The following is a 21,331-nucleotide window of genomic DNA, read 5'->3' on the forward strand; positions in this document are numbered from 1 at the left end:
AACCTTCGGGATTTATTATGTGTGAGTTACTTGGCATGTCAGCAAATGTGCCAACCGATATTTGCTTTAGTTTTAAAGGATTAAAAGAGCGGGGCGGCCGCAGCGGGCCGCATAAAGACGGTTGGGGGGTAGCGTTTTACGAAAATAAAGGCGTGTGTACCTTTAAAGATGCGCTGCCGAGCTATCAGTCTGAAATTGCCAGATTAGTGTCAGACTATCCTATTAAGAGTTGTGCTGTTATTGCCCATGTGCGTCAGGCAAACCGGGGCAGAGTAGCCCTGGAGAACACTCACCCTTTTAGCCGTGAGCTATGGGGGCGCTACTGGACGTATGCCCACAATGGGCAGTTAAGCGGTTACCGCGATTTGCCAATAGCGCGTTTTACGCCAGTGGGCACCACAGACAGTGAAAGGGCGTTTTGTTACTTGCTTAGCGAGCTGGATAAACGCTATCCGAACAAGGCCCCCAGCCGTAAAATGGCATTTAAGTTTATTCAGCATAAATGCCGCGAGCTACAAAAACTGGGTGTGTTTAATATGCTATTGACCGATGGTGAGTACTTATTAACTTACTGCACCACTAAACTGCATTGGATCACCCGCCGGGCACCTTTTGGCGTGGCGCGCTTGTCAGATGTCGATGTGGATATTGATTTTACCCGAGAGACCACACCGAATGATGTGGTTACCATTATTGCCACCGAGCCACTGACCAATAACGAGCAGTGGCATAAAATGCAACCGGGCGAAAGCCAGTTATTCCGTTATGGTGCGCCACTGGCCTGAGCGTCGGGCCAGCTAAGTTTGTGCAATTGCACATCAAACTGTTCGACATTATCTTCGCCACGCCAGAGCCGCACTAACATGTAATCAAGCTCGGGCGCGACCCAGGCATAAATCTGTTTGTCGCTGTTTTGCTCAATACGGGCAATCCGAAGGGTATTAACACGGCCATAAGGTAAGGGTAATACTTCTTCGGCCACCACTTTATAGTGGTACATCTTGGCGTTACCGTTACGGTTTAACACATTGTAGTGAAACTCGGTTTTGCCGGCCTTGAGATCCAACACCAGTTGCAACTGGTAACTGAGTTGATCCAGCCAGTCATCCTGCCAGCTAACCTGTTTAATAGTGCGCTTCTTGCCTTCACTCAGCGTTTTCTTCACCGGGTCCAGATTTAGCTCGTAATACCGGTTTGGGCCAGTGCCAGAGCGTTGTAATACATAACGCTGCGGCTGAATACGGCCATCCTGCAGAATAAAATCTGAGGTTTCCTGGCGTTTGTCGGTGAAAATCATCCAGCTGATATCGCTGCTGTAACCCAACTGATAGCCTTGGTCAGTCAGCTTTAAATAACGTTGGGCGGTACCATGCTGTTTACCGGCACGGTAAACAGCATAGTCGGCTTTGAAAGTGGCTAGTGCCGGTGCTTTGGCGTTTAACGTGGTTTCGGCTTTTAATAGCGGGCTTAGCAGAGCGCCCAACAATAATGCGGGCGCCCAGAGGTGGTATTTAGTCTTCGTCTTCATTGGCATAACCGTTGGCAGCTAATACATTGCCATCCAACGATGCCTTATCTGCATGCTGTTGTAAACGGTTTTGACAAAACCAGCGCACCACCAGCGGGTAAATCCGGTGTTCTTGCTCGTGCACACGCTCTGCCAGGCTTTGGACGTCATCATCGCTGAACACCGGCACCTTGGCCTGTAATATCACCGGGCCGCCATCCAGCTGCTCGGTAACAAAGTGGACGCTGCAGCCATGCTCGGTATCGCCTGCATCAATAGCACGCTGATGGGTGTTTAAGCCCTGGTACTTGGGTAACAACGAAGGGTGAATATTCAACAGGCGGCCCTGATAATGTTGCACAAAGGCCGGTGTTAAAATGCGCATAAAGCCGGCCAGTACCACCAGATCAGGCTGATGCTGGTCGATGGCATCTATCAGCGCATTATCATAGGCCTCGCGGCTGCTATGGTGCTTATGGCTTAGTACCTGCGTACTGATGCCTGCTTCACTCGCGCGTACCAAACCATAAGCATTGGCTTTGTTAGCGATAACCGCACTGATTTTACCCGGGATAAAACCGCTGCTGCAGGCATCAATTAATGCCTGCAGGTTAGAGCCACTGCCAGAAATCAGCACAACGATAGATTTCATCAGCAGCCTTATTCGTTAATCACAACCAGCTCGTCGCCAGCGGCGGCAGCATGAATCTCGCCCAGGTGCCATGCGGTTTCACCGGCCTGTGTTAACAAACTTAGCGCTTGTTGCAGCTTGTCTTGTGGTACTACCACTATCATGCCAACACCGCAGTTAAAGGTGCGGTACATTTCATGCCGGCTGATATTACCCTGCTGCTGTAACCAGTTAAAAATCGCAGGCCACTGCCAGCTGTTACCATCAATAACCGCTTTAGTGTTTTCTGGTAGCACGCGTGGAATATTTTCCCAGAAACCACCGCCGGTGATGTGGCACAGCGCATTAACCTGAACTTGGTTGAATAACTTCAGTAGGTTTTTCACGTAAATGCGGGTAGGCTCTAGTAAGTGATCTGCCAGAGTTTTCCCTTCAAGCAAGGTATCCGGGCTTTGACCGCTCACTTCGAGCACTTTGCGGATCAGTGAGAATCCATTAGAGTGCGGGCCGGAAGAGGCTAGTGCAATCAGCTGATCGCCCGGTGTTACTTTACTGCCATCAATAATATCGGCCTTTTCTACCACACCAACGCAGAAACCGGCGATGTCATAGTCTTCACCGTGATACATGCCAGGCATCTCAGCCGTTTCGCCGCCCACCAGGGCGCAGCCAGACTGATAACAGCCTTCGGCAATGCCATTAACCACTGCTGAGGCGGTATCAACGTCCAATTTGCCGGTGGCATAGTAATCAAGGAAAAATAGCGGCTCAGCACCTTGCACCACTAAGTCGTTCACACACATAGCAACCAGATCGATACCGACACCGTCATGGCGTTTTAAATCCATCGCCAGGCGCAGTTTAGTGCCAACACCGTCTGTACCCGATACTAGCACGGGTTCTTTATAACCTGCCGGGATTTGGCATAAAGCACCAAAGCCGCCTAAGCCGCCCATTACCTCTGGGCGCCGCGTGCGTTTTACTGCGCCTTTAATACGTTCGACCAGCGCATTACCTGCGTCTATGTCAACTCCGGCGTCTTTGTAGCTTAATGATGTTTTTTGCTCGCTCACGGCTATCCTCGAATGGCTAAAGTGGAAAGGCTAAAAGTGGCGGCATTTTACCTGCTTAACGCCGCCGACAAAAGCCTTACTGCATAGCATTTGCCATCGCTTGTTTAACGTAGTCGTACAGGCTAATGCTATTGTCACGGGTAATTTTGTGATAACAAACTGATGCAAAAGGAAATTCTTTATCCTGAAATTGTACATAAACAAAAGGTGCGTCACTGTCAGCCTGATTAAGCTGCCAGTTGCCACCTACATTTGCGATAAACACCTGGCCAATGTAGGCGCCGACAATATTGCATAGGGTAAACACCAACTCGGCGCTGTGGCGTTGTTGCTGTTCGCGCTGGTGCAAGCTGCTCAGCAAGGTATCGACCTGATGTAAGCTATCAATACTGTTATCCAGCTGCAGCTGATGCTCGTCCTGCGCGTAGCGAATGGCGTCTGTGGCAGATCCTTGCATCAGGTTGGCCAGCTCTTGTGGTGTCATAGATGGTTGCATATAAGCCTCAAGTTTTTTGATGGGCAGCCAGGATCAGCTGGCGTAGCTGCTTACTGCCAGGGCCAAGAGTTTCTTCTTTTGGCGTCACCAGCGAAATAGCGGCGATACGCTCGCTGCTTTGTGTCAGGTTTATTTGTACCAGATCTCCGACGGCTATGGCGTCGTTGACCAAAAAGTCGGGTAACCAGCAAAAGCCCAGCCCCAGCTGCAGTATTTCTATTGCTTCAAAAAAGTTATCCACCGTCCAACGCTGTTCAGCGCGTAACCAGCCGGCATTCTCTTGCGGCTTCTGTGCGGTATCGCGGATCACCAGCTGTAAATGCTGGCTTAACTCGTTCTGATCAATCTCGCCGGCGCTGGCCAGGCTGTTACGGGCACTTGTCACCGGGATGAAACGGGTAACACACAAGGGCTCACCTAAATAGCCTTTGGGGATAACTGCAGCGGCGGCAATGACTAAATCGGCTTTTTTTTGCTGGATAATTTCCGCACTGCCGGTAATCACACTGTCTATCAGCTGAATACGGCTACCGCGGCTTAGAGGGTAAAAGGCTGCCAAGGCCTGATTGAGAAATTTTCGTGGATAGGCTAATTCCACCGCGATACGGATTTCCGGCTCCCAGCCCTGGTTAATATTCGATGCCAAAAGCTCGAGATCTTCAACCTGTTGCGTTAGCAGGCGTGAGCGGCGCAGCATCACTTCACCGGCTTCGGTTAAATAGGCTTTGCGCCCACGCACTTCCAGTAGCTCTACACCGAGCTGCGACTGCAATTTTGCCACCGCATGATTCAGTGACGACTGACTTTTATTCAGAACGTCAGCGGCCTGAGCATAGCCACCTGCGTCTACCACTGCTTGCAAAATGCGCCATTGTTCTAAGGTTGAGCGAGGGCGGTATGGCATAGCAGTGTCAGCACTCCGGCAGGGTTAGTTATTGGCGATAATCACGGCCCTAAGCGGTGCCGGGTAGCCTTCAATGGTTTTACTATGATCAGTTGCATCAAGAAAATCAATTAAACTTTCATTTTCCATCCAGTCGGTTTTGCGCTGCTCGTCTAAGCTGGTACGGTTTAAATCTGCCAGCCGTACGTTGCTGAAACCTAAACGCTGCAGCCAGTGGGTGAGCGCTGCAACACTTGGGATAAACCAGACATTACGCATTTTGGCGTAGCGCTCGCCAGGCACCAACACGGTATGCTCATCGCCTTCCACCACCAGCGTTTCTAAAATCAGCTCACCACCCGGGCGTAGCTGGCTCTTCAGCTGTTGTAAAAAATCCAGTGGTGAGCGGCGGTGATACAGTACGCCCATGGAAAAGACCGTATCGAACTGTTTCAGTGGCGGCATCTCATCAATGCCGATAGGGATCAGGTTTACCGTCGGATCCGGATTAAAGTGCTTGATGGCCTGAAACTGAGCATAAAACAGCTGTGATGGATCTATACCCACCACAAAATCTGCCCCTTCACCGCGCATTCGCCACAGGTGATAACCACTGCCACACCCCACATCCAGTACGGTGCGACCCTTTAGCGGGCTTATGTGCGGTAATAGACGATCCCATTTAAAGTCAGAGCGCCACTCGGTGTCGATATGTATACCGTGGATGTTAAATGGGCCTTTACGCCAAGGTTTAAGCTGTTTCAGTAAATAATGGATTTGCTGTGCCTGGCCTGCGCTGATGTCCTCTGCCGAGCCAAACTGAACCTGTTGCTTTAACTCAATCTGGTTGATGCTGGTAGCAGGCAGGTTGCTAATAACTTTTTGCCACTGTTTAAAGTCACCATGCAGCGCCTCTTTGCTCCAGCTGGCCAGTTGCGCCGGCAGGGTTTCCAGCCAGCGGTGTAATTTATTTTGCGCCAGTTGGGCGTAAAACGCTGAGAAATCAAGCATAGTTAACCCTGTTTAATCGCCACCATAGAGCAAAAATTAAAACACTGAAACCACAGCGTCTGACTGCTAAACCCAGCAGCGGCTAAACGCTGCTGATGCTCGGCCAGGGTGTCGGGTTTCATCACATTTTCCAGTGCGCTGCGCTTTTGGCTGATCTCCAGCTCGCTGTAGCCATTGGCGCGTTTAAAATCGTGATGTAAGTCGATAAGTAACTCGTTAGCGGTGTTGTCGCTACTGATAAACTTCTCTGACAAAATCAGTATGCCGCCCGGTTTTAGCCCCTGATATACACGCGCTATCAGTGCAGCACGATCGGCTTTAGGTAAAAACTGTAAGGTAAAGTTAATTACCACGACGGCCGCGTGCTTGATGGGTTGCTGGCGGATATCGGCCAGTAGTACCTGCACCGGTACTTCCGAGCGAAAGGCCTGTAAGTGACGCTCGCAGCGCTCTACCATGGCACTGCTGTTATCTACGGCAATAATGCGGCTATTAGCGGCGCTGATATTACGCCGCATGGCAAGGGTAGCTGCGCCTAATGAGCAGCCCAAATCATAATAATGGCTGTCTGCTTGCTGAAAGCGGGCAGTAAGTTTGCCAATGGTTTGAATAATGGTCTGATAGCCGGGTACAGAGCGCTGGATCATGTCAGGAAAGACTTCAGCTACCCGATCGTCAAAACAAAAGTCCTGCACCTGTGCCAACGGTTCGGCAAATATCTGATCTTTTTGCATACAAGCGTTACTACCGTAAAAAGTGGCGCTAAAAATTTGGCGCTTAGTTTAGCCTAAAAGCGCCCAACACTACAGCAGACTGTATTGCTGCTCGCCCGGCCAGGGTGTCAGGCAGGGATGCGGATAACCGAGATCTGCAGCAAACTGGCGACACAATTGCGGTGCCAAAGTGTTATCCGGTGTATGAAAAAAGCAAAACGGGGTTTTACCCAGCTCAAGCCACTGCTTAATTTTACCAAGCCAGGGCTGATAAAACTGCCGGTTTAATGCCATGTCATCACTGCCAATAAACCGCAGCATTGGCGTGCTGCTAAAGCTGATGGCATGCACCGCGACCCGCGGCTTTTTCGCCTGTGCATCCATTAGGGCGGGCGTGGTAGGCGCCACCGCAAACAGTGCCCGGCTGTCGATTACCACCCGCTCAGCACCATAGCGCTGCAGCATTTTGTGCAGGGCAACTTCGTACTGGCCTTTATCGAAATAGGCCGGGTGGCGCACTTCAACCGCACAGCGATAGTGTTGGCTTATCTGCTGCACCATGCTGCTAAGCCGGGGCTGTGTGTCGGGGCCAAAATGAGCGGGCAATTGTAAATGCACCAGCGCCAATTTAGGTGCCAGTGGTGCCAGCAGCGCCAACCAGGTTGTTAGCTGCGACAGATCGGCTTGTTGTTGATGGCTTAAGCGCTGCGGTACCTTTAACACAAAGCGGTAATCGTCTGGTGTGTCCTGCTGCCAGCGTGTCAGCGTTTCAGTTGATGGGTCAGCATAGAAACTGGTATTGCCCTCAGCGGTATTGAAAAAGCGAGCGTACTGCGTCAGATAATGTGCTGCTGGCTGATCTGTGGCATAAATTGAGTTTTTCCAGGCCGGATTGGCCCAGACCGGGCACCCGAGATATAACATGCTGGCTTGACCTTCTTAAAGTGGCAGCGTACAACTAACAGCGTGAACCTAACAATAACGGCCAAGAATAACATAATGATAATAAGATTATTAATCTGTCTGTTACTGTGCTTGGGTTGGTCAGGGCACATTGCTGCAACAAGTTTGCCTGACCCTCTGCAGGTTGCTATCAGCAGCGACAGCTTTCCTTACATGTTCGCTGATGATAACGGCGAGCCGTCAGGCCTGGTGGTAGATTACTGGCGCGAAGTGGGGCGTAAGCAAGAGGTTGCGGTACGTTTTACCATGACAGATTGGCCGCAAACCTTGCAATTGCTGCAAAGTGGTGAGGTACATTTGCATGGTGGCATCGCTTACACTGCGGAGCGGGCACAGCGCTATCACTTGGGCGATACCGGCATTTCCGTTCAGAGCAATATTTTCCTACATCGTGATTTACCCAATGCCAACAACGTGGCAGAGCTCACCCCTTACGCTATTGGCGTAATCGATAAGTCAAGCCATGTTGATACCATTAAAAAGCTATTACCTAATGCGATTCTAAAGCCGTATCCGAATGTTAGCGCCATGTACGAAGCAGCGCTGGCGGGGGAGGTTCTGGTAATGAGCGCGCTTGACCGCTTGCCACCGCGTTATCCACGTTATGATGAGCTGAATGCGCAGTTTCCGATGTATAAAAAAGTGCCGCTACGTAGCATCAGCCTTAACTACGCGATGATTAAAGACTCAGTTTTATCGTCAAGCATAGTGCAGGCAACCGCCGCCGTAGAGGATGCTTTTGTTGAGCGACTGGAGCGGCGCTGGCTCGGTGTAGCTGCCGACGACGATACGCTGTTATTGGGTGTGCCTATCGATAACCAGCCATATATGCATGTATCACCGCAGGGAGAAGCACAAGGCTTGTTTGTTGAGCTTTGGCGGCTGTGGTCAGCGGCTACCGGCGTTAAAATCGCTTTTGTGCCGGATACGTCTTTCAATAATTTGCAGCAATTGGCCAAAGGTCGCATTGACGTGTTAATTGGTTTTCCCAGCAACCAGCAATTACCGGCAGAGGTGACAACCGCTTATCAGTTATATGGGTTTGACTCGCATTTTTATACTTTGCAAAGCGCAAGTGAACAACCGCTTAGTGCCGACAGTGCTGTAACAATAGGACTGTTTGAAAACGCACCTTATCTTGATGAGTTGGCACAGCGCTATCCCAAAGCTCAGTTTCAGCGTTTTAGTTCTCTTACTCAGATGATTGATGCGACAATGGCTGGTGAACTGGCCGGCTTTTATGGCGCCACAGCGATTATGGCGCAGCGTTTGCCTGCAATGAATTTACAGGATGTGTTTAAACTGCAGGCGGATAGCCGGATCAGTGCGCCGCTGTACAGTTTAATCCGCAGTGGCCGGCCGCAATTGGCCGAGCAAATCCGTCAGGGGTTTAATCAAATCCCATTGCAGCAGTTAATTGACACCGAGAAAGCATGGATCACACAAAGTCATTTGCGCTATTTTCCGCAGTTTTTACAGCAAGTCCCCGTTACTCTGAGTGAAAAGCAATGGCTGGAACAGACGGGCAAGATAAGAGTGGGGATGTTATCGACCTGGCCACCGATGGAATTCGTTAACGACGCTGGTGAGCCAGCGGGAGTGACCGTTGACATGTTTGACATCTTAAGCCGGCGTTTAAACACCAGTTTTGAAATCGTCACCTTTGCCGACTTTTCCGAGATGTTAGCTGCACTTAAGCAAAAAAACATTGATTTGGTGGCCAATGTCTCAGAGCGGCCAGAGCGGCATGCTTATGCCAAATTTACTGATGAGTTCTGGTCGACACAATGGGCGGTGATCAGTGCCTACGACAACACGAATATCGTCAGCACTGCCCAGTTAAATGGTAAAACCGTTGCCGTTTATCAGGACTATCAGTTGGCCCGCCATCTTAATGATACTTATCCTGAGATAAAGGTGGTTGCGGTAAGTTCGTTGCGTCGTGGTCTGCAGTTACTGCAGCAGCAGAATGTGGATTATGTCTTGGACTCGGTAGAAGCGGCCAGTGAGATGCTACGCCAGATGGGGTACTTATCGCTACGGGTACAGATACTCGATGATTTACCCTCATACCCGTCACTGATTGCTGTGCGTGATGATTATCAGCCGCTGGTTATAATGCTAAACAAGGGCCTGCGCAGTATTGGCAAGGAAGAGCGGCAGCAGCTGTACCAAAAGTGGTTTAGTTTTCAAATCACGCAAGGTATTAACAAAGCGCAACTGCATAATTTAATGTGGCAAATTGGCGGTGCTGTGGCGTTGTTGTTGGTGTTTGTCGTGTTTTGGAACCTGTCGCTGCGCCGTGAAGTATCGCTTAGGCGCCAGGCCGAGCAAAAAATGCGTTTTATGGCTACCCATGACGATTTAACACAGCTGCCTAACCGCACCCTGATAAAAGAGCGGATTGAGCAAGCATTACTGCAGCACGCCCGGCACAATGAAATTCTGGCACTACTATTTATCGATTTAGATGGCTTTAAAGAGGTTAACGATCGTTTTGGCCACGATGCCGGTGACGAGTTATTGATTAAACTTGCCGACATACTTAAAGATACCGTGCGCAAAAGTGACACCGTTGCCCGTTTTGGCGGTGATGAGTTTGTTATTTTACTTACCGGTTTGTTAAGTCGTGACGATGCCGCCATTGTTGCACAAAAAATCCTGTATCAGTTTAGTCAGCCGGTCACCTTGTCTGTTGGACCTGTGCAGGTCGGTGCCAGTATTGGCATAGCCATTTACCCTGAAGACGGTACAGACAGTGCCAAACTGCTGAAAGTGGCTGACAGTTTGATGTACCGCATTAAGCAGCAGGGCAAAAATCAGTATTGCTTTTCCCGGGCGGTGTTTTCGTAAGCGGGCAGTGACATTAAGCGTCAATTCTATATAATTAGCCGTCATTTTAATGCCGCTGATTAGCAAGGTAGAAGGAAGGTTTAATGCGTAGCCATTATTGCGGTTTGTTAACTGCACAACAGGTAGGTCAACAAGTATCTTTATGTGGCTGGGTTAACCGGCGCCGCGATCTCGGTGGGTTAATTTTTATCGACTTACGCGACCGTGAAGGTTTAGTACAAGTCGTCTGTGACCCCGATTTAAAAGACCTGTTCGATGTGGCTTACACGCTGCGCAATGAATTCTGTATTCAGGTAAAAGGCACCGTGCGGGCACGGCCTGAGTCGCAAATTAATAAAGATATGGCCACCGGCGAAGTTGAAGTCTATGCCGGTGAGCTCATCATTCTGAATAAAGCCGCGCCACTACCGCTGGATTCTAATCAAAATAACAGCGAAGAGCAGCGTTTAAAGTACCGTTACCTTGACCTGCGCCGGCCTATGATGACTGAGCGCCTGAAGTTTCGCGCTAAGGTAACCAGTTTTGTGCGTAACTTTATGGATAGCCATGGTTTTATGGATGTGGAAACACCCATTCTGACCAAAGCCACACCAGAAGGTGCGCGCGATTACCTGGTGCCAAGCCGCACCCACAAAGGCCAGTTTTTTGCGCTGCCACAATCACCTCAGCTGTTTAAACAGTTGCTGATGATGTCAGGTTTGGATCGCTACTATCAGATCGTAAAATGCTTCCGCGATGAAGATTTGCGCGCTGACCGTCAGCCTGAATTTACCCAAATCGATATTGAAACCTCGTTTATGACATCTGAGCAGGTTATTGAAGTAACCGAAAAGATGGTACATCAGATGTTTAACGAGTTGCTGGGCGTAGACTTGGGCAAATTCCCGCGTATGCCGTACTGGGAAGCGATGCGCTTATACGGCTCAGACAAGCCTGACTTACGTAACCCAATGCAATTTGTCGATGTCGCCGACTTATTAAAAGACGTTGACTTTAAAGTGTTCTCTGGCCCGGCCAACGATGCTAAAGGCCGTGTGGTCGCACTGAAAGTGCCGGGCGCTGCGGAAAAAGTATCGCGTAAAGATATCGACAATTACACCAGCTTTGTTGGTATTTATGGTGCTAAAGGTCTGGCGTGGATGAAGGTTAACGATATTGGTGCAGGCGCAGAGGGTGTGCAATCACCGGTAGCGAAGTTTTTAACGCCAGAGATCATCAGCAGCATTATCAGCCGCACTGAGGCGCAAAACGGCGATTTGATTTTCTTCGGTGCCGACAGCTACAAAGTGGTGTGTGAAGCCATGGGCGCGCTGCGTCTGAAGTTAGGTGAAGATTTGGCCATTACCCAGCCAGGTTGGAAGCCGCTGTGGGTCGTTGACTTCCCGATGTTTGAAGAAAACGATGATGGTAGCTTCTCTGCGGTACACCACCCGTTTACCTCACCACTGGATACTGCCGCATTCTTAAATACCGCCAACAATGAACTCAAATTGAGTGAGTTGCTGTCAAATGCCTACGATATGGTATTAAACGGCACTGAATTAGGCGGTGGCTCGGTTCGTATTCACACGGCTGATGTGCAGGCTAAGGTATTTACCTTATTGGGCATCAGTGATGAAGAAGCTGCTGAGAAATTCGGCTTCCTGCTGGAAGCATTAAAATACGGTGCGCCACCACATGCTGGTCTGGCATTTGGCCTGGACCGTTTAGTGATGCTAATGACAGGTGCGACGTCTATTCGTGATGTGATGGCGTTCCCGAAAACAGCTACTGCTGCCTGTCCGCTGACCGATGCTCCAGGTGCCGCCAACCCGGCGCAGTTAGCCGAGCTTGGCATTGCTGTGGTGGCTAAGCCACAATAACACTGCGTTATACTGTTTTATCTGCAATACCGTGGCAGCAGCTTTGCTGCCACAACAAAGGAGTAACTGATGGCCGGCCATAGTAAATGGGCGAACATGAAGCATCGCAAAGCCCGTCAGGATGCGAAAAAGAATAAGATTTTCACCAAAATTATCCGCGAACTTACCGTTGCCGCCAGAATAAACCCTGACGTAACGGCTAACCCCCGTCTGCGCTTAGCGGTAGACAAAGCGCTGTCAGAAAATATGACCCGCGATACGATAGACCGCGCCATTAAACGTGGCGCTGGCGCCAATGACGGTGAAAATTATGAAGAGCTGGTATACGAAGGTTATGGCCCGAACGGCGTAGCGGTGATCGTTGAAACCATGACCGACAACCATAAACGTACGGTAGCGGATGTGCGTCATGCCTTTACCAAAGCCGGTGGCAGCTTGGGTACGTCGGGGTCGGTGGCGTATTTATTTACCCGCCGGGGTGTACTGGTATTTGCCCCGGGTGTGGATGAAGATGCCCTGATGGAAGCTGCGCTGGAAGCGGGTGCAGATGATATCGTGACTGACGCTGATGGCAGTGTGGAAGTGTTCACCGCGCCAGACAGTTTTAGTGATGTAAAAGACGCATTGGCCGCCGCCGGTTTTGTTGCCGACAGTGGTGAAGTGACTTTAGTACCTTCAACACGCGCGGAAGTAGACACCGACCATGCGGCAGCGTTTTTTAAAATGCTCGATCAGCTGGAAGACTCTGACGATGTGCAAAACGTTTACCACAATGCCGACATCAGTGATGAGCTGATGGCAGCGCACGGCTGAGCGTGAATATCATCCTGGGCATCGACCCTGGCAGCCGGTTAACCGGTTATGGCGTGGTGCGCCAAAGCGGTATGAAGTTTGAGTATGTCGCCAGTGGCTGTATCCGGCTAAACAGCAGCGATCTGTTGGCAGAGCGGCTGCTGGATATCTTTAATGGCGTCAGCGAAATCATCTGCCAGACCCAGCCAACCATCTTTGCCATTGAACAAGTCTTTATGGCGCGCAATGCCGACTCGGCATTAAAGCTGGGGCAGGCCAGAGGCGCAGCTATTGTTGCCGCCAAACATGCCGGGCTTGAGGTGTTCGAGTATTCTGCGCGTCAAGTAAAACAGTCGGTGGTGGGTACCGGTGCTGCTGATAAAGCGCAGGTGCAGCATATGGTGCGTACCTTATTGAAGCTCCCGGCTAATCCACAGGCAGATGCCGCCGATGCCCTTGCAGTTGCACTGTGTCATGGGCATACTCAGCAAAGTTTAATTGGTTTAGCGGGCCAGGCGCGCAAGACGGTGCGCGGGCGTTTACGCTAAGCATAGCCGCAACAAAATAAGCAGAATTTATGATCGGACGTTTACGCGGTATTTTGCTGGAAAAGCAGGCACCGGATCTATTAATTGAAGTCGCTGGTGTTGGCTACGAGGTGCAATTGCCGTTAACCAGCTTCTACCAATTACCCGCGACTGGCGAAGAAGCTATTCTCTATACCCATTTTGTCGTTCGGGAAGATGCCCAGCTATTGTATGGCTTTATCAATACCACGGAGCGGGCACTGTTTCGCCAGCTGATTAAAGCTAATGGCGTCGGGCCGAAACTGGCACTGACGATTCTATCGGGTATGACAGCACAGCAGTTTGTACGCTGTGTGCAGCTGGATGATGTCAGCACCTTAGTAAAACTGCCAGGCGTAGGTAAGAAAACGGCCGAGCGCTTAGTGGTAGAGATGCGGGACCGGTTAAAAGATTGGGGTATAACCCCGGATACACCGGTAACGGATGCGTTATTATTGCAGGGCGATGAGGCTATTTTTAGCCCGGTAGAAAGTGCTGAGCACGATGCTATCAGCGCTTTAGTCTCTTTAGGTTACAGTCAGCTGCAAGCTGATAAAGCAGTGCAGAAAGTGAAGCAAGCGGATATGAGCAGTGAACAGCTTATCAAAGCGGCGCTTAGGAGCATGATGTAAGCCATGATTGAAGCCGACCGTTTAATTCAAACCAGTGCCACGCGTGAAGATGAAGTCATCGACCGTGCGATACGGCCGAAAACATTGGCCGACTACACCGGGCAGCAGCATGTGTGTCAGCAGATGGCGATTTTTATTGAGGCGGCGAAAGGCCGGGGTGATCCGCTGGACCATTTATTGATCTTTGGTCCGCCAGGCCTCGGTAAGACTACCTTAGCGATGATTGTCGCCAATGAAATGGGCGTGAATATTAAAACAACGTCGGGCCCGGTGCTGGAAAAAGCCGGTGATTTGGCGGCGCTGTTAACCAACCTGGAACCTAATGATGTGCTGTTTATCGATGAAATTCACCGCTTAAGCCCGGTGGTAGAGGAAATTCTCTACCCAGCGATGGAAGATTATCAGCTGGATATTATGATAGGAGAGGGCCCGGCAGCGCGCTCCATTAAACTCGATTTACCGCCTTTTACGCTAGTGGGCGCCACGACCCGCGCCGGTGCACTGACGTCACCACTGCGCGACCGGTTTGGCATAGTGCAGCGGCTGGAGTTTTATAACGTCTCAGAGCTGACGCAAATCATTTTGCGCTCGGCACATTTTCTTAATTTAACCCTGGATGAGGCCGGCGCAGCTGAAATCGCCCGGCGCTCGCGTGGTACACCGCGCATTGCTAACCGTTTGCTGCGCCGCGTGCGCGACTATGCCCAGGTTAAACATAACGGTGAAGTAACGCCAGACGTTGCCGCCGCCGCGCTGCAGATGGTTGACGTTGACGCTGAAGGCTTTGATTATATGGACCGCAAGTTGATTTTAGCCATTATCGAAAAGTTCGACGGCGGCCCGGTAGGCCTAGATAACCTGGCTGCGGCGATAGGTGAAGAAAAAGACACCATAGAAGATGTGATAGAGCCGTTTTTAATTCAACAGGGCTTTATTCAGCGCACCCCTCGTGGCCGCACAGCTTCGCCACGCGCTTACACCCACTTTGGTTTCGACATACCCAAATCAGACTGAGCTGAATAAAAGTATCCACTAACTGGATGGTGCTTCAGCTAGGCGATAAATTAAAAAGCAAGACGAGCATAGCTGACTATGTGAGTTTTTCGGACTGGCGCACCAGTGTTTTAATGCAGGCAACAACGCTGTAGTGCCAGCCAGGGCGTGGATAAAAAAAAGCCCGCTCAAGGGAGCGGGCAATGCAACAAGTTGAAGGAGTGCTTCAAAAAATCCAGGGAACATGTTGAAACAGCAACAAAATTTGGCTTAAACACAAATCTCATTACCAAGTGATCCTTACTAAGACAGAGCAGCTCGGCTGCCGTATCTTTGCGCTAGCTCAGAACACAAGCGTATTATGGCGATTTGGAGTATTTACTTCAAACGAGAAAAACTGCAACAGAAGCATAAGAAAAACTAATGCTAGTAAGATTTTGCTTGCTTAATTATTGAGCACATTTTCTGCTGCTTCTGCTGTGGGTCTTTTGTTCATGCAGGGTTAAGATAGAGGTCGCATTATAACCGCATTACTTTTTGTCACAATTTATGTAGTGGGCCAAGCGGATACAATGTATGGTGCCTTTAACTTAGCAAGAATAAAAGTTAACGAAATACTTGAACTAATTGCAGAAAAAATGTCCAACCAAGCAAATTTAAAAAATCAAGTAGGCGATGCAGAAAAATATAGTTGTGTTTAGCTTGCATCGGCGATTGAGTTAGTGCGCGTGCTTACTTATCATATGCAGCAATTAAAGCGATCAGCCATGTCAGAAACTGTCTTTTCATTCCCCGTGCGCGTGTACTATGAAGATACCGATGCCGGAGGAATTGTTTACTATGCCAATTATTTGAAATTTTTCGAGCGAGCGCGCACCGAATGGTTGCGTGCCCTGGGTATTGAGCAGGATTTGTTATTGTCAAAAAATGTCGCCTTTGTTGTTGCCCAAGTTTTAATGGATAACAAAAAGCCGGCTAAATTTAATGAATTATTGACGGTTTCCAGTCAAATCAGTACCTTAAAGCAAGCGAGCATAGTTTTTATACAAAAAATTCATAATGTTGCCGGGGATTTAGTGTGCTCGGCAACCATTAAGGTTGCCTGCGTTGCACCGCAGGAGATGAAGGCCAGGGCCATTCCGGCCGACATTACAGAGGTATTATCAGGTGGCAGGTGAGATTTCTATTTTAGGGTTGTTAATTGAAGCCAGTTTCGTGGTGCAACTGGTGATGCTGATTTTAGTGGCGATGTCAGTAATGTCCTGGACCATGATTTTTCGCCGTCGTAAGGCACTAAGCGATGCCGTGGTGGATGCGAAGAAGTTTGAAGACAGGTTTTGGTCTGGTGTTGATTTAGCCAAGCTTTATAACGAAGTGAGTGCCCGCGCCAGCAATAATGGCTTAGAGGCGTTATTTAAAGCAGGCTTTAAAGAGTTTGCCCGTTTGCATAAAACCAACAGCCGCCAGCCAGCTGCGGTGATGGAAGGCACGCAACGCGCCATGCGCGTAGGTCTGTCGCGTGAGGTAGAGCGCTTAGAGATGCACTTGCCCTTTTTAGCGACCGTGGGCTCGATAAGTCCTTACATCGGCCTGTTTGGTACAGTGTGGGGTATTATGAATTCGTTTATCGCGCTGGGCGCGGTAGAGCAGGCCACACTTGCTATGGTAGCACCGGGCATCGCTGAAGCACTTATTGCCACAGCGATCGGTTTGTTCGCTGCGATTCCGGCGGTAATTGCTTACAACAAGTTCTCACATCAGGTAGAAGTGCTGGAAAGCAGTTATGCCAACTTTGTTGAAGAGTTTGCCAATATTTTGCACCGTCAGGCCGTTGCCAATAACGGAGATGCTGCCTGATGTATGTGAGAAAAAAGCGTCGGTTAAAGGCTGAAATTAACGTTGTGCCATATATCGACGTGATGTTGGTGCTGCTGGTGATTTTTATGGTAACCACGCCTTTGATTACGCAAGGCGTAAAGGTTGAGCTGCCAAAATCTGCTGCAGAGCCAATTAAACAAATGCAAGACGGTAAAACGCCGTTGGTAGCCACCGTTGATCAGGACGGCCTGTATTATTTTGAAAAAGATGGCAAGCAGCAGGGGCCCTTTACAGCTGCTGAACTTACAGTGGAAGTGGCCAGCTGGCTGAAAATAGAGCCAGGTACTCAGGTGATTGTAAAAGGCGATCGCAAAGTGAGTTACGATGCCGTGATCAGGCTTATTAATGTGTTAAAAGGCGCAGGTGCGCCAGCAGTTGGCCTGATGACAGACAACGTGGACGCGGGTTGATATGGCGGTGCAGATAGAACCAGCAGTAGCAAAGTCGCTGGGTTTACACCTTGGCATTATAGTTATGCTGGTGTTTAGCGCTGATTTTTCCAGCAAGCCCGAAATGGTATCGGTCAGCTTGCACAGTGAAGGGACAGCGCCGGTTGAAGCGGTAGCGATAGACGAAGAGCAGCTCAATAAGCGCGTGGCGCAAATTCAGCAAGAACGTGATGCCGCTAAAGCCGCAGAAGAAAAGCGTATTCGTGATTTAGAGCGCCGCGCCCAGCAAGCCGAAAAGAGCCGGGCAGCCGAAGAAGCCCGGTTAAAACGGGTAGCAGAAGAGAAACGTAAAGCTGATGCGGAAGCAGCCAAAGCAAAAGCCGCGGCTGCAGAGGCGAAAAAGCGCCAACAACAGGAAGCGGCTAAGGCAAAAGAGGCCGAGCAAGCGCGAATTGTAAAAGAGCAGGAGCGCAAGAAAGCCGAAGAGGCTGCCAAAGCGGCTGAGCAAAAACGCAAAGCGGAACAGGAAGCTGCAGAGAAAGCAGCAGCTGAGCGGGCTCGTCAGGCAGAAGAAGCGCGTCAGCGCGCCGATCAAGAGCGTGCTATGCAAGAGCAGCTAGCAAAAGAAGCTCAGGCCCGTGCAGCAGCGCGCGCGCGACAGGCAGCCACAGAAGTACAGCGTTACACGGCGCTGATACGTGATGCTATTCAGCGTAACTTGTTGGTTGATGAGAGCATGCGTGGTAAGTCGTGCCGGATCAATATCCGGCTGGCCAGTAATGGTTTTGTGACAAATGTTGGCGTGTTAAGCGGTGACAAGACGGTGTGTGATGCGACCGTCAGGGCCGTAAATCGGGCCGGAACCCTGCCAGTATCGGCAGATCCGGATGTGTATAACCAGTTAAAAGATATTAACTTAACGGTAAGCCCAGAACTTTAATTATGCTGAAATTTATCCGAACGACAGTTTTGTTCGCTACAGTGCTGCTAACAGCAAAAGCTTATGCGTCACTGGAAATTGTGATTACCGAAGGTATCGACTCGGCAAGGGCGGTAGCCATTTTGCCTTTCACCTTTAAAGGCGCTACTTTGCCCAGCCAGCGTTTAGATGAAGTGATTGCTGCCGACCTGATGCGTAGCGGCAAATTTAGCCCACTGGCCAGTATTAAATTTCCACAGCGCCCACAAAGCGCTGCACAAATTGATTATGCCGCCTGGTCACGCGAAGGCGTAGAAGCCATTGTTATCGGTCAGGTTACCGAGGTAGGTATCGACCGTTACACGGTAAGTTTTGAGCTGATTGACGTATTAAAAGGTAGCAATGTCGCCAGCCGTCAATCGCTAAATGCTGGCCGCTTAACTACCGGGGGCCACATTCTCGACAGCCGCGAAACGACAATTAGTGGTAGTCAGTTCCGCCAGTATGGTCATCGCATCAGCGATATTGTGTATGAAAAACTGACCGGAGAGCGCGGCGCCTTTTTGACAAAAATTGCTTATGTGTTGGTTAATCGCCAACTGGAGTTTCCGTATCAGTTAGTCGTTGCTGACTATGACGGTTTTAACGAGCAAATTTTGCTGCGCTCAAAAGAGCCGTTAATGTCGCCAAGCTGGTCGCCAGATGGCACCAAGCTGGCGTATGTCACCTTCGAGAAGCGCCAGTCGCAAATTTATATTCAGGACATTTACAGTGGCCGCCGCACTATGCTGAGTAGCACGCCGGGTATTAACGGTGCCCCGGTGTGGTCACCCGATGGTCGTAAGCTGGCTATGGTACTGTCAAAAGACGGTAATACTGAAATATACACCATGGATGTGGCCACAAAGGCACTGACAAGGGTAACGAATCACCGGGCAATAGACACAGAGCCTGCGTGGTCGCCAGATGGTAGAGAGTTGTTATTTACTTCTGAGCGAGGTGGAAATCCACAACTTTATAGCGTAAATTTGTTAACGGATACAACCAGACGTTTAACCTTTGAAGGTGAAATGAATTTGGCTGGATCTTATACGCCAGATGGCAGTTCGGTGGTGATGGTAAATCGCACCCGTGGCCAGTACCACATTGCAAAAATGGATCGTCAGACCCGGTTTTTGCAGGTGCTGACTAAAACTAATCTGGATGAATCACCGAGCGTGGCACCAAATGGTTCTATGATTATTTATAGCACTATGCACGGCAATGCTCAGGTGTTAGCACTGGTTTCTATGGACGGGCGTTTTAAAGCACGGCTGCCGGCGGTGGAAGGACAAGTTAAATCGCCGGCCTGGTCGCCTTTTTTATAAAAAAGCAAGATCGTAATTACATTTAAATACTAAGGACAACATCATGAAATTAAATAAAGTGTTAAAAGGTTTGTTCATTGCATTACCAGTGCTGACTCTGGCTGCTTGTAGCTCAACTTCATCTACTGACCAGTCTGGTGCAGACACTTCAGGTGTGCAAGAGACAGTTCAGGTAGAAACCGTAGAGCAGGTTGTTAGCCCGGCAGAGCAAATGCGTCAGAAGCTGGAGGCGCTGCGTCAGGAAAACACCATTTACTTCGATTTCGACAAAGCCACTGTACGTCCAGAGTTCGTAGAAACTCTGCAAGCTCATGGTGCGTTTTTATCAGCTAACCCTTCAGTGCGCGTAACAATTGAAGGCCACACTGACGAGCGCGGTACACCAGAGTACAACATTGCGCTGGGCGAGCGTCGTGCAATGTCTGTAGTGCAGTACCTGCAAAATCTGGGCGTTTCTGCCGGTCAAATCTCTACTGTAAGCTACGGTGAAGAAAAACCAGCTGACACTTCACGTACTGAAGCAGGCTTTGCCAAAAACCGTCGCGCAGTGTTAGTCTATTAATCCAGACTACTCACTTAATTGAAGCGAATGACAGTTAAATATACTCTGCTCGCCGCAATAACACTGGTTCATACCAGTGTTATTGCAAACCCGGCGCCCGTTACTGATATTACCCGTAACCGCCCGGCTAACACCTCCGGTCAAGTTCAGATGGGCGGCTCTATTGAGCAGCGTCTGGCTGCGCTTGAGCGTATCGTCGAAGCGCGCTCTGAAGCCCAGTTGCGCATGACATCACAGCTGCAACAATTGCTCGACGAAGTGAGCGACTTAAGAGGTGTTACAGAAACGCATGCTTATCAGTTAGAGGAAATCCTGCAGCGTCAACGTGACCTGTATCAGGAAATCGACCGTCGGGTTAGTGCGATACAATCTCCGACAAACAGCGCCAGCACGCCTGCGCCTGTTACAATTAACGAGCCTGCTGCTGCCGTGTATTCATCAGATGTTTCCGAAAATGATGCCTATGACCGAGCAGTGAATATGGTGCTGAAAGATCGGCGCTATGATGCAGCAATCCCCGAATTTGAAAACTTCATCCGTAGCTATCCTAATTCAGGTTATGCGCCCAATGCGCATTACTGGTTAGGGCAGTTGCTATTCAATAACAATGAATTAGCTAAAGCGAAAACCCATTTTGAGCGTGTGGTGAATAATTTCCCGCAATCGACAAAAGTCGCTGATGCGCTGTTGAAGCTTGGCCAGGTTGCTGAGCGTGAAAGCAACAAAGACGCAGCGCTGCGTTATTACCGCCAGGTAGTAAAAGACCATGCTGCGGCCACGTCGGCAAAGTTAGCGCAAGATCGCATAACTGCATTACAATAGTTAAGCCCGGCGTTAGCCGGGTTTTTTCTGTGTCCAGTTTGCCGGTAACGCTGGCATTTTGACCAATCAGGCAACAACCTTGGCCTTTTTAACACTTTTTGGTTGCACAAAAGCCGTAAATCAGTAAGATATGCGTCCGCAGTGGGGGTCATTAGCTCAGCTGGTAGAGCAGCGGACTTTTAATCCGTTGGTCGATGGTTCGAATCCATCATGACCCACCAAAGCGCACTAAACTAAAGTTATCGAAGTGGGTCATTAGCTCAGCTGGTAGAGCAGCGGACTTTTAATCCGTTGGTCGATGGTTCGAATCCATCATGACCCACCACTTCGACACCACCTGTTTGGGTCATTAGCTCAGCTGGTAGAGCAGCGGACTTTTAATCCGTTGGTCGATGGTTCGAATCCATCATGACCCACCA

Annotated in this window: 22 protein-coding genes and 3 tRNA genes; 17 read left to right on the plus strand and 8 right to left on the minus strand. The window is 49.8% G+C overall.

Features of this window, described 5'->3' with window-relative positions:
• The first annotated feature begins 17 nt into the window (after positions 1 to 17).
• Positions 18 to 785, plus strand: a complete 768-nt coding sequence (locus tag ABGI61_RS11105; RefSeq protein ID WP_347601032.1) for a class II glutamine amidotransferase — start codon at positions 18 to 20, stop codon at positions 783 to 785.
• Here the strand turns inward: ABGI61_RS11105 and ABGI61_RS11110 are convergent.
• The 8 genes from ABGI61_RS11110 to ABGI61_RS11145 form a co-directional block, all read right to left on the minus strand.
• On the minus strand, positions 764 to 1,528 hold the full coding sequence (locus ABGI61_RS11110; protein ID WP_347601034.1) for a DUF3108 domain-containing protein: 765 nt from the start codon (positions 1,526 to 1,528) through the stop codon (positions 764 to 766). The genes ABGI61_RS11105 and ABGI61_RS11110 overlap by 22 nt on opposite strands.
• Complete coding sequence (gene purN / locus ABGI61_RS11115; protein ID WP_347601036.1) at positions 1,512 to 2,159, minus strand: phosphoribosylglycinamide formyltransferase; 648 nt, start codon at positions 2,157 to 2,159, stop codon at positions 1,512 to 1,514. Before purN ends, ABGI61_RS11110 begins: the two co-directional genes overlap by 17 nt.
• An 8-nt stretch (positions 2,160 to 2,167) precedes the next feature.
• Positions 2,168 to 3,211 carry a phosphoribosylformylglycinamidine cyclo-ligase gene (gene purM / locus ABGI61_RS11120; RefSeq protein WP_347601038.1) on the minus strand — a complete coding sequence of 348 codons (1,044 nt, stop codon included), beginning with the start codon at positions 3,209 to 3,211 and terminating at the stop codon, positions 2,168 to 2,170.
• A gap of 76 nt (positions 3,212 to 3,287) precedes the next feature.
• Positions 3,288 to 3,707: a hypothetical protein gene (locus ABGI61_RS11125; RefSeq protein WP_347601040.1), complete on the minus strand. Its 420-nt coding sequence runs from the start codon at positions 3,705 to 3,707 to the stop codon at positions 3,288 to 3,290.
• 7 nt (positions 3,708 to 3,714) lie between these two features.
• Entirely contained in the window at positions 3,715 to 4,611 is an 897-nt protein-coding gene (locus ABGI61_RS11130; protein ID WP_347601042.1) for a LysR family transcriptional regulator, read from the minus strand.
• A gap of 24 nt (positions 4,612 to 4,635) precedes the next feature.
• A complete protein-coding gene (gene cmoB / locus ABGI61_RS11135; protein WP_347601044.1) occupies positions 4,636 to 5,601 on the minus strand; it encodes a tRNA 5-methoxyuridine(34)/uridine 5-oxyacetic acid(34) synthase CmoB in 966 nt (321 codons plus the stop codon).
• A 2-nt stretch (positions 5,602 to 5,603) separates the two neighbouring features.
• On the minus strand, positions 5,604 to 6,335 hold the full coding sequence (gene cmoA / locus ABGI61_RS11140; protein ID WP_347601045.1) for a carboxy-S-adenosyl-L-methionine synthase CmoA: 732 nt from the start codon (positions 6,333 to 6,335) through the stop codon (positions 5,604 to 5,606).
• 69 nt (positions 6,336 to 6,404) lie between these two features.
• The gene (locus ABGI61_RS11145) at positions 6,405 to 7,238 is read right to left on the minus strand and encodes a DUF72 domain-containing protein (protein ID WP_347601047.1); all 834 of its coding nucleotides are present in this window, start codon (positions 7,236 to 7,238) and stop codon (positions 6,405 to 6,407) included.
• A 144-nt stretch (positions 7,239 to 7,382) separates the two neighbouring features.
• Here ABGI61_RS11145 and ABGI61_RS11150 point away from each other — a divergent pair, with 144 nt between their 5' ends.
• The 16 genes from ABGI61_RS11150 (at position 7,383) to ABGI61_RS11225 (ending at position 21,331) form a co-directional block, all read left to right on the plus strand.
• A complete protein-coding gene (locus ABGI61_RS11150) occupies positions 7,383 to 10,130 on the plus strand; it encodes a transporter substrate-binding domain-containing protein (protein WP_347601049.1) in 2,748 nt (915 codons plus the stop codon).
• Between the two features lie 83 nt (positions 10,131 to 10,213).
• Positions 10,214 to 11,992, plus strand: coding sequence for an aspartate--tRNA ligase (aspS, locus tag ABGI61_RS11155; protein ID WP_347601051.1), 1,779 nt, complete (start codon positions 10,214 to 10,216; stop codon positions 11,990 to 11,992).
• Between the two features lie 69 nt (positions 11,993 to 12,061).
• Complete coding sequence (locus ABGI61_RS11160) at positions 12,062 to 12,805, plus strand: YebC/PmpR family DNA-binding transcriptional regulator (RefSeq protein ID WP_347601053.1); 744 nt, start codon at positions 12,062 to 12,064, stop codon at positions 12,803 to 12,805.
• A 2-nt stretch (positions 12,806 to 12,807) separates the two neighbouring features.
• Positions 12,808 to 13,332 carry a crossover junction endodeoxyribonuclease RuvC gene (gene ruvC / locus ABGI61_RS11165; RefSeq protein WP_347601055.1) on the plus strand — a complete coding sequence of 175 codons (525 nt, stop codon included), beginning with the start codon at positions 12,808 to 12,810 and terminating at the stop codon, positions 13,330 to 13,332.
• A gap of 29 nt (positions 13,333 to 13,361) precedes the next feature.
• Positions 13,362 to 13,982 carry a Holliday junction branch migration protein RuvA gene (gene ruvA, locus ABGI61_RS11170; RefSeq protein ID WP_347601057.1) on the plus strand — a complete coding sequence of 207 codons (621 nt, stop codon included), beginning with the start codon at positions 13,362 to 13,364 and terminating at the stop codon, positions 13,980 to 13,982.
• Positions 13,983 to 13,985: 3 nt separating this feature from the next.
• Positions 13,986 to 14,996, plus strand: coding sequence for a Holliday junction branch migration DNA helicase RuvB (gene ruvB / locus ABGI61_RS11175; RefSeq protein ID WP_347601059.1), 1,011 nt, complete (start codon positions 13,986 to 13,988; stop codon positions 14,994 to 14,996).
• A gap of 746 nt (positions 14,997 to 15,742) precedes the next feature.
• Complete coding sequence (gene ybgC / locus ABGI61_RS11180) at positions 15,743 to 16,153, plus strand: tol-pal system-associated acyl-CoA thioesterase (protein ID WP_347601061.1); 411 nt, start codon at positions 15,743 to 15,745, stop codon at positions 16,151 to 16,153.
• Positions 16,143 to 16,832, plus strand: coding sequence for a protein TolQ (tolQ, locus tag ABGI61_RS11185; RefSeq protein WP_008221750.1), 690 nt, complete (start codon positions 16,143 to 16,145; stop codon positions 16,830 to 16,832). The genes ybgC and tolQ overlap by 11 nt, the downstream gene beginning before the upstream one ends.
• A complete protein-coding gene (gene tolR, locus ABGI61_RS11190) occupies positions 16,832 to 17,263 on the plus strand; it encodes a protein TolR (protein WP_008221749.1) in 432 nt (143 codons plus the stop codon). Before tolQ ends, tolR begins: the two co-directional genes overlap by 1 nt.
• A 1-nt stretch (position 17,264) precedes the next feature.
• Positions 17,265 to 18,182, plus strand: a complete 918-nt coding sequence (gene tolA, locus ABGI61_RS11195; RefSeq protein WP_347601064.1) for a cell envelope integrity protein TolA — start codon at positions 17,265 to 17,267, stop codon at positions 18,180 to 18,182.
• A 2-nt stretch (positions 18,183 to 18,184) separates the two neighbouring features.
• A complete protein-coding gene (gene tolB, locus ABGI61_RS11200; RefSeq protein WP_347601065.1) occupies positions 18,185 to 19,528 on the plus strand; it encodes a Tol-Pal system beta propeller repeat protein TolB in 1,344 nt (447 codons plus the stop codon).
• A 43-nt stretch (positions 19,529 to 19,571) separates the two neighbouring features.
• Positions 19,572 to 20,090: a peptidoglycan-associated lipoprotein Pal gene (gene pal / locus ABGI61_RS11205; RefSeq protein WP_347601067.1), complete on the plus strand. Its 519-nt coding sequence runs from the start codon at positions 19,572 to 19,574 to the stop codon at positions 20,088 to 20,090.
• A gap of 27 nt (positions 20,091 to 20,117) precedes the next feature.
• Positions 20,118 to 20,912 carry a tol-pal system protein YbgF gene (gene ybgF / locus ABGI61_RS11210; protein WP_347601069.1) on the plus strand — a complete coding sequence of 265 codons (795 nt, stop codon included), beginning with the start codon at positions 20,118 to 20,120 and terminating at the stop codon, positions 20,910 to 20,912.
• Positions 20,913 to 21,057: 145 nt separating this feature from the next.
• Positions 21,058 to 21,133: transfer RNA gene (locus ABGI61_RS11215), tRNA-Lys, on the plus strand.
• A 28-nt stretch (positions 21,134 to 21,161) separates the two neighbouring features.
• A tRNA-Lys gene (locus tag ABGI61_RS11220) sits at positions 21,162 to 21,237 on the plus strand.
• An 18-nt stretch (positions 21,238 to 21,255) separates the two neighbouring features.
• Positions 21,256 to 21,331: transfer RNA gene (locus ABGI61_RS11225), tRNA-Lys, on the plus strand.

This window comes from Rheinheimera fenheensis (genome assembly GCF_039871805.1).
Lineage (GTDB): Bacteria > Pseudomonadota > Gammaproteobacteria > Enterobacterales > Alteromonadaceae > Alishewanella > Alishewanella fenheensis.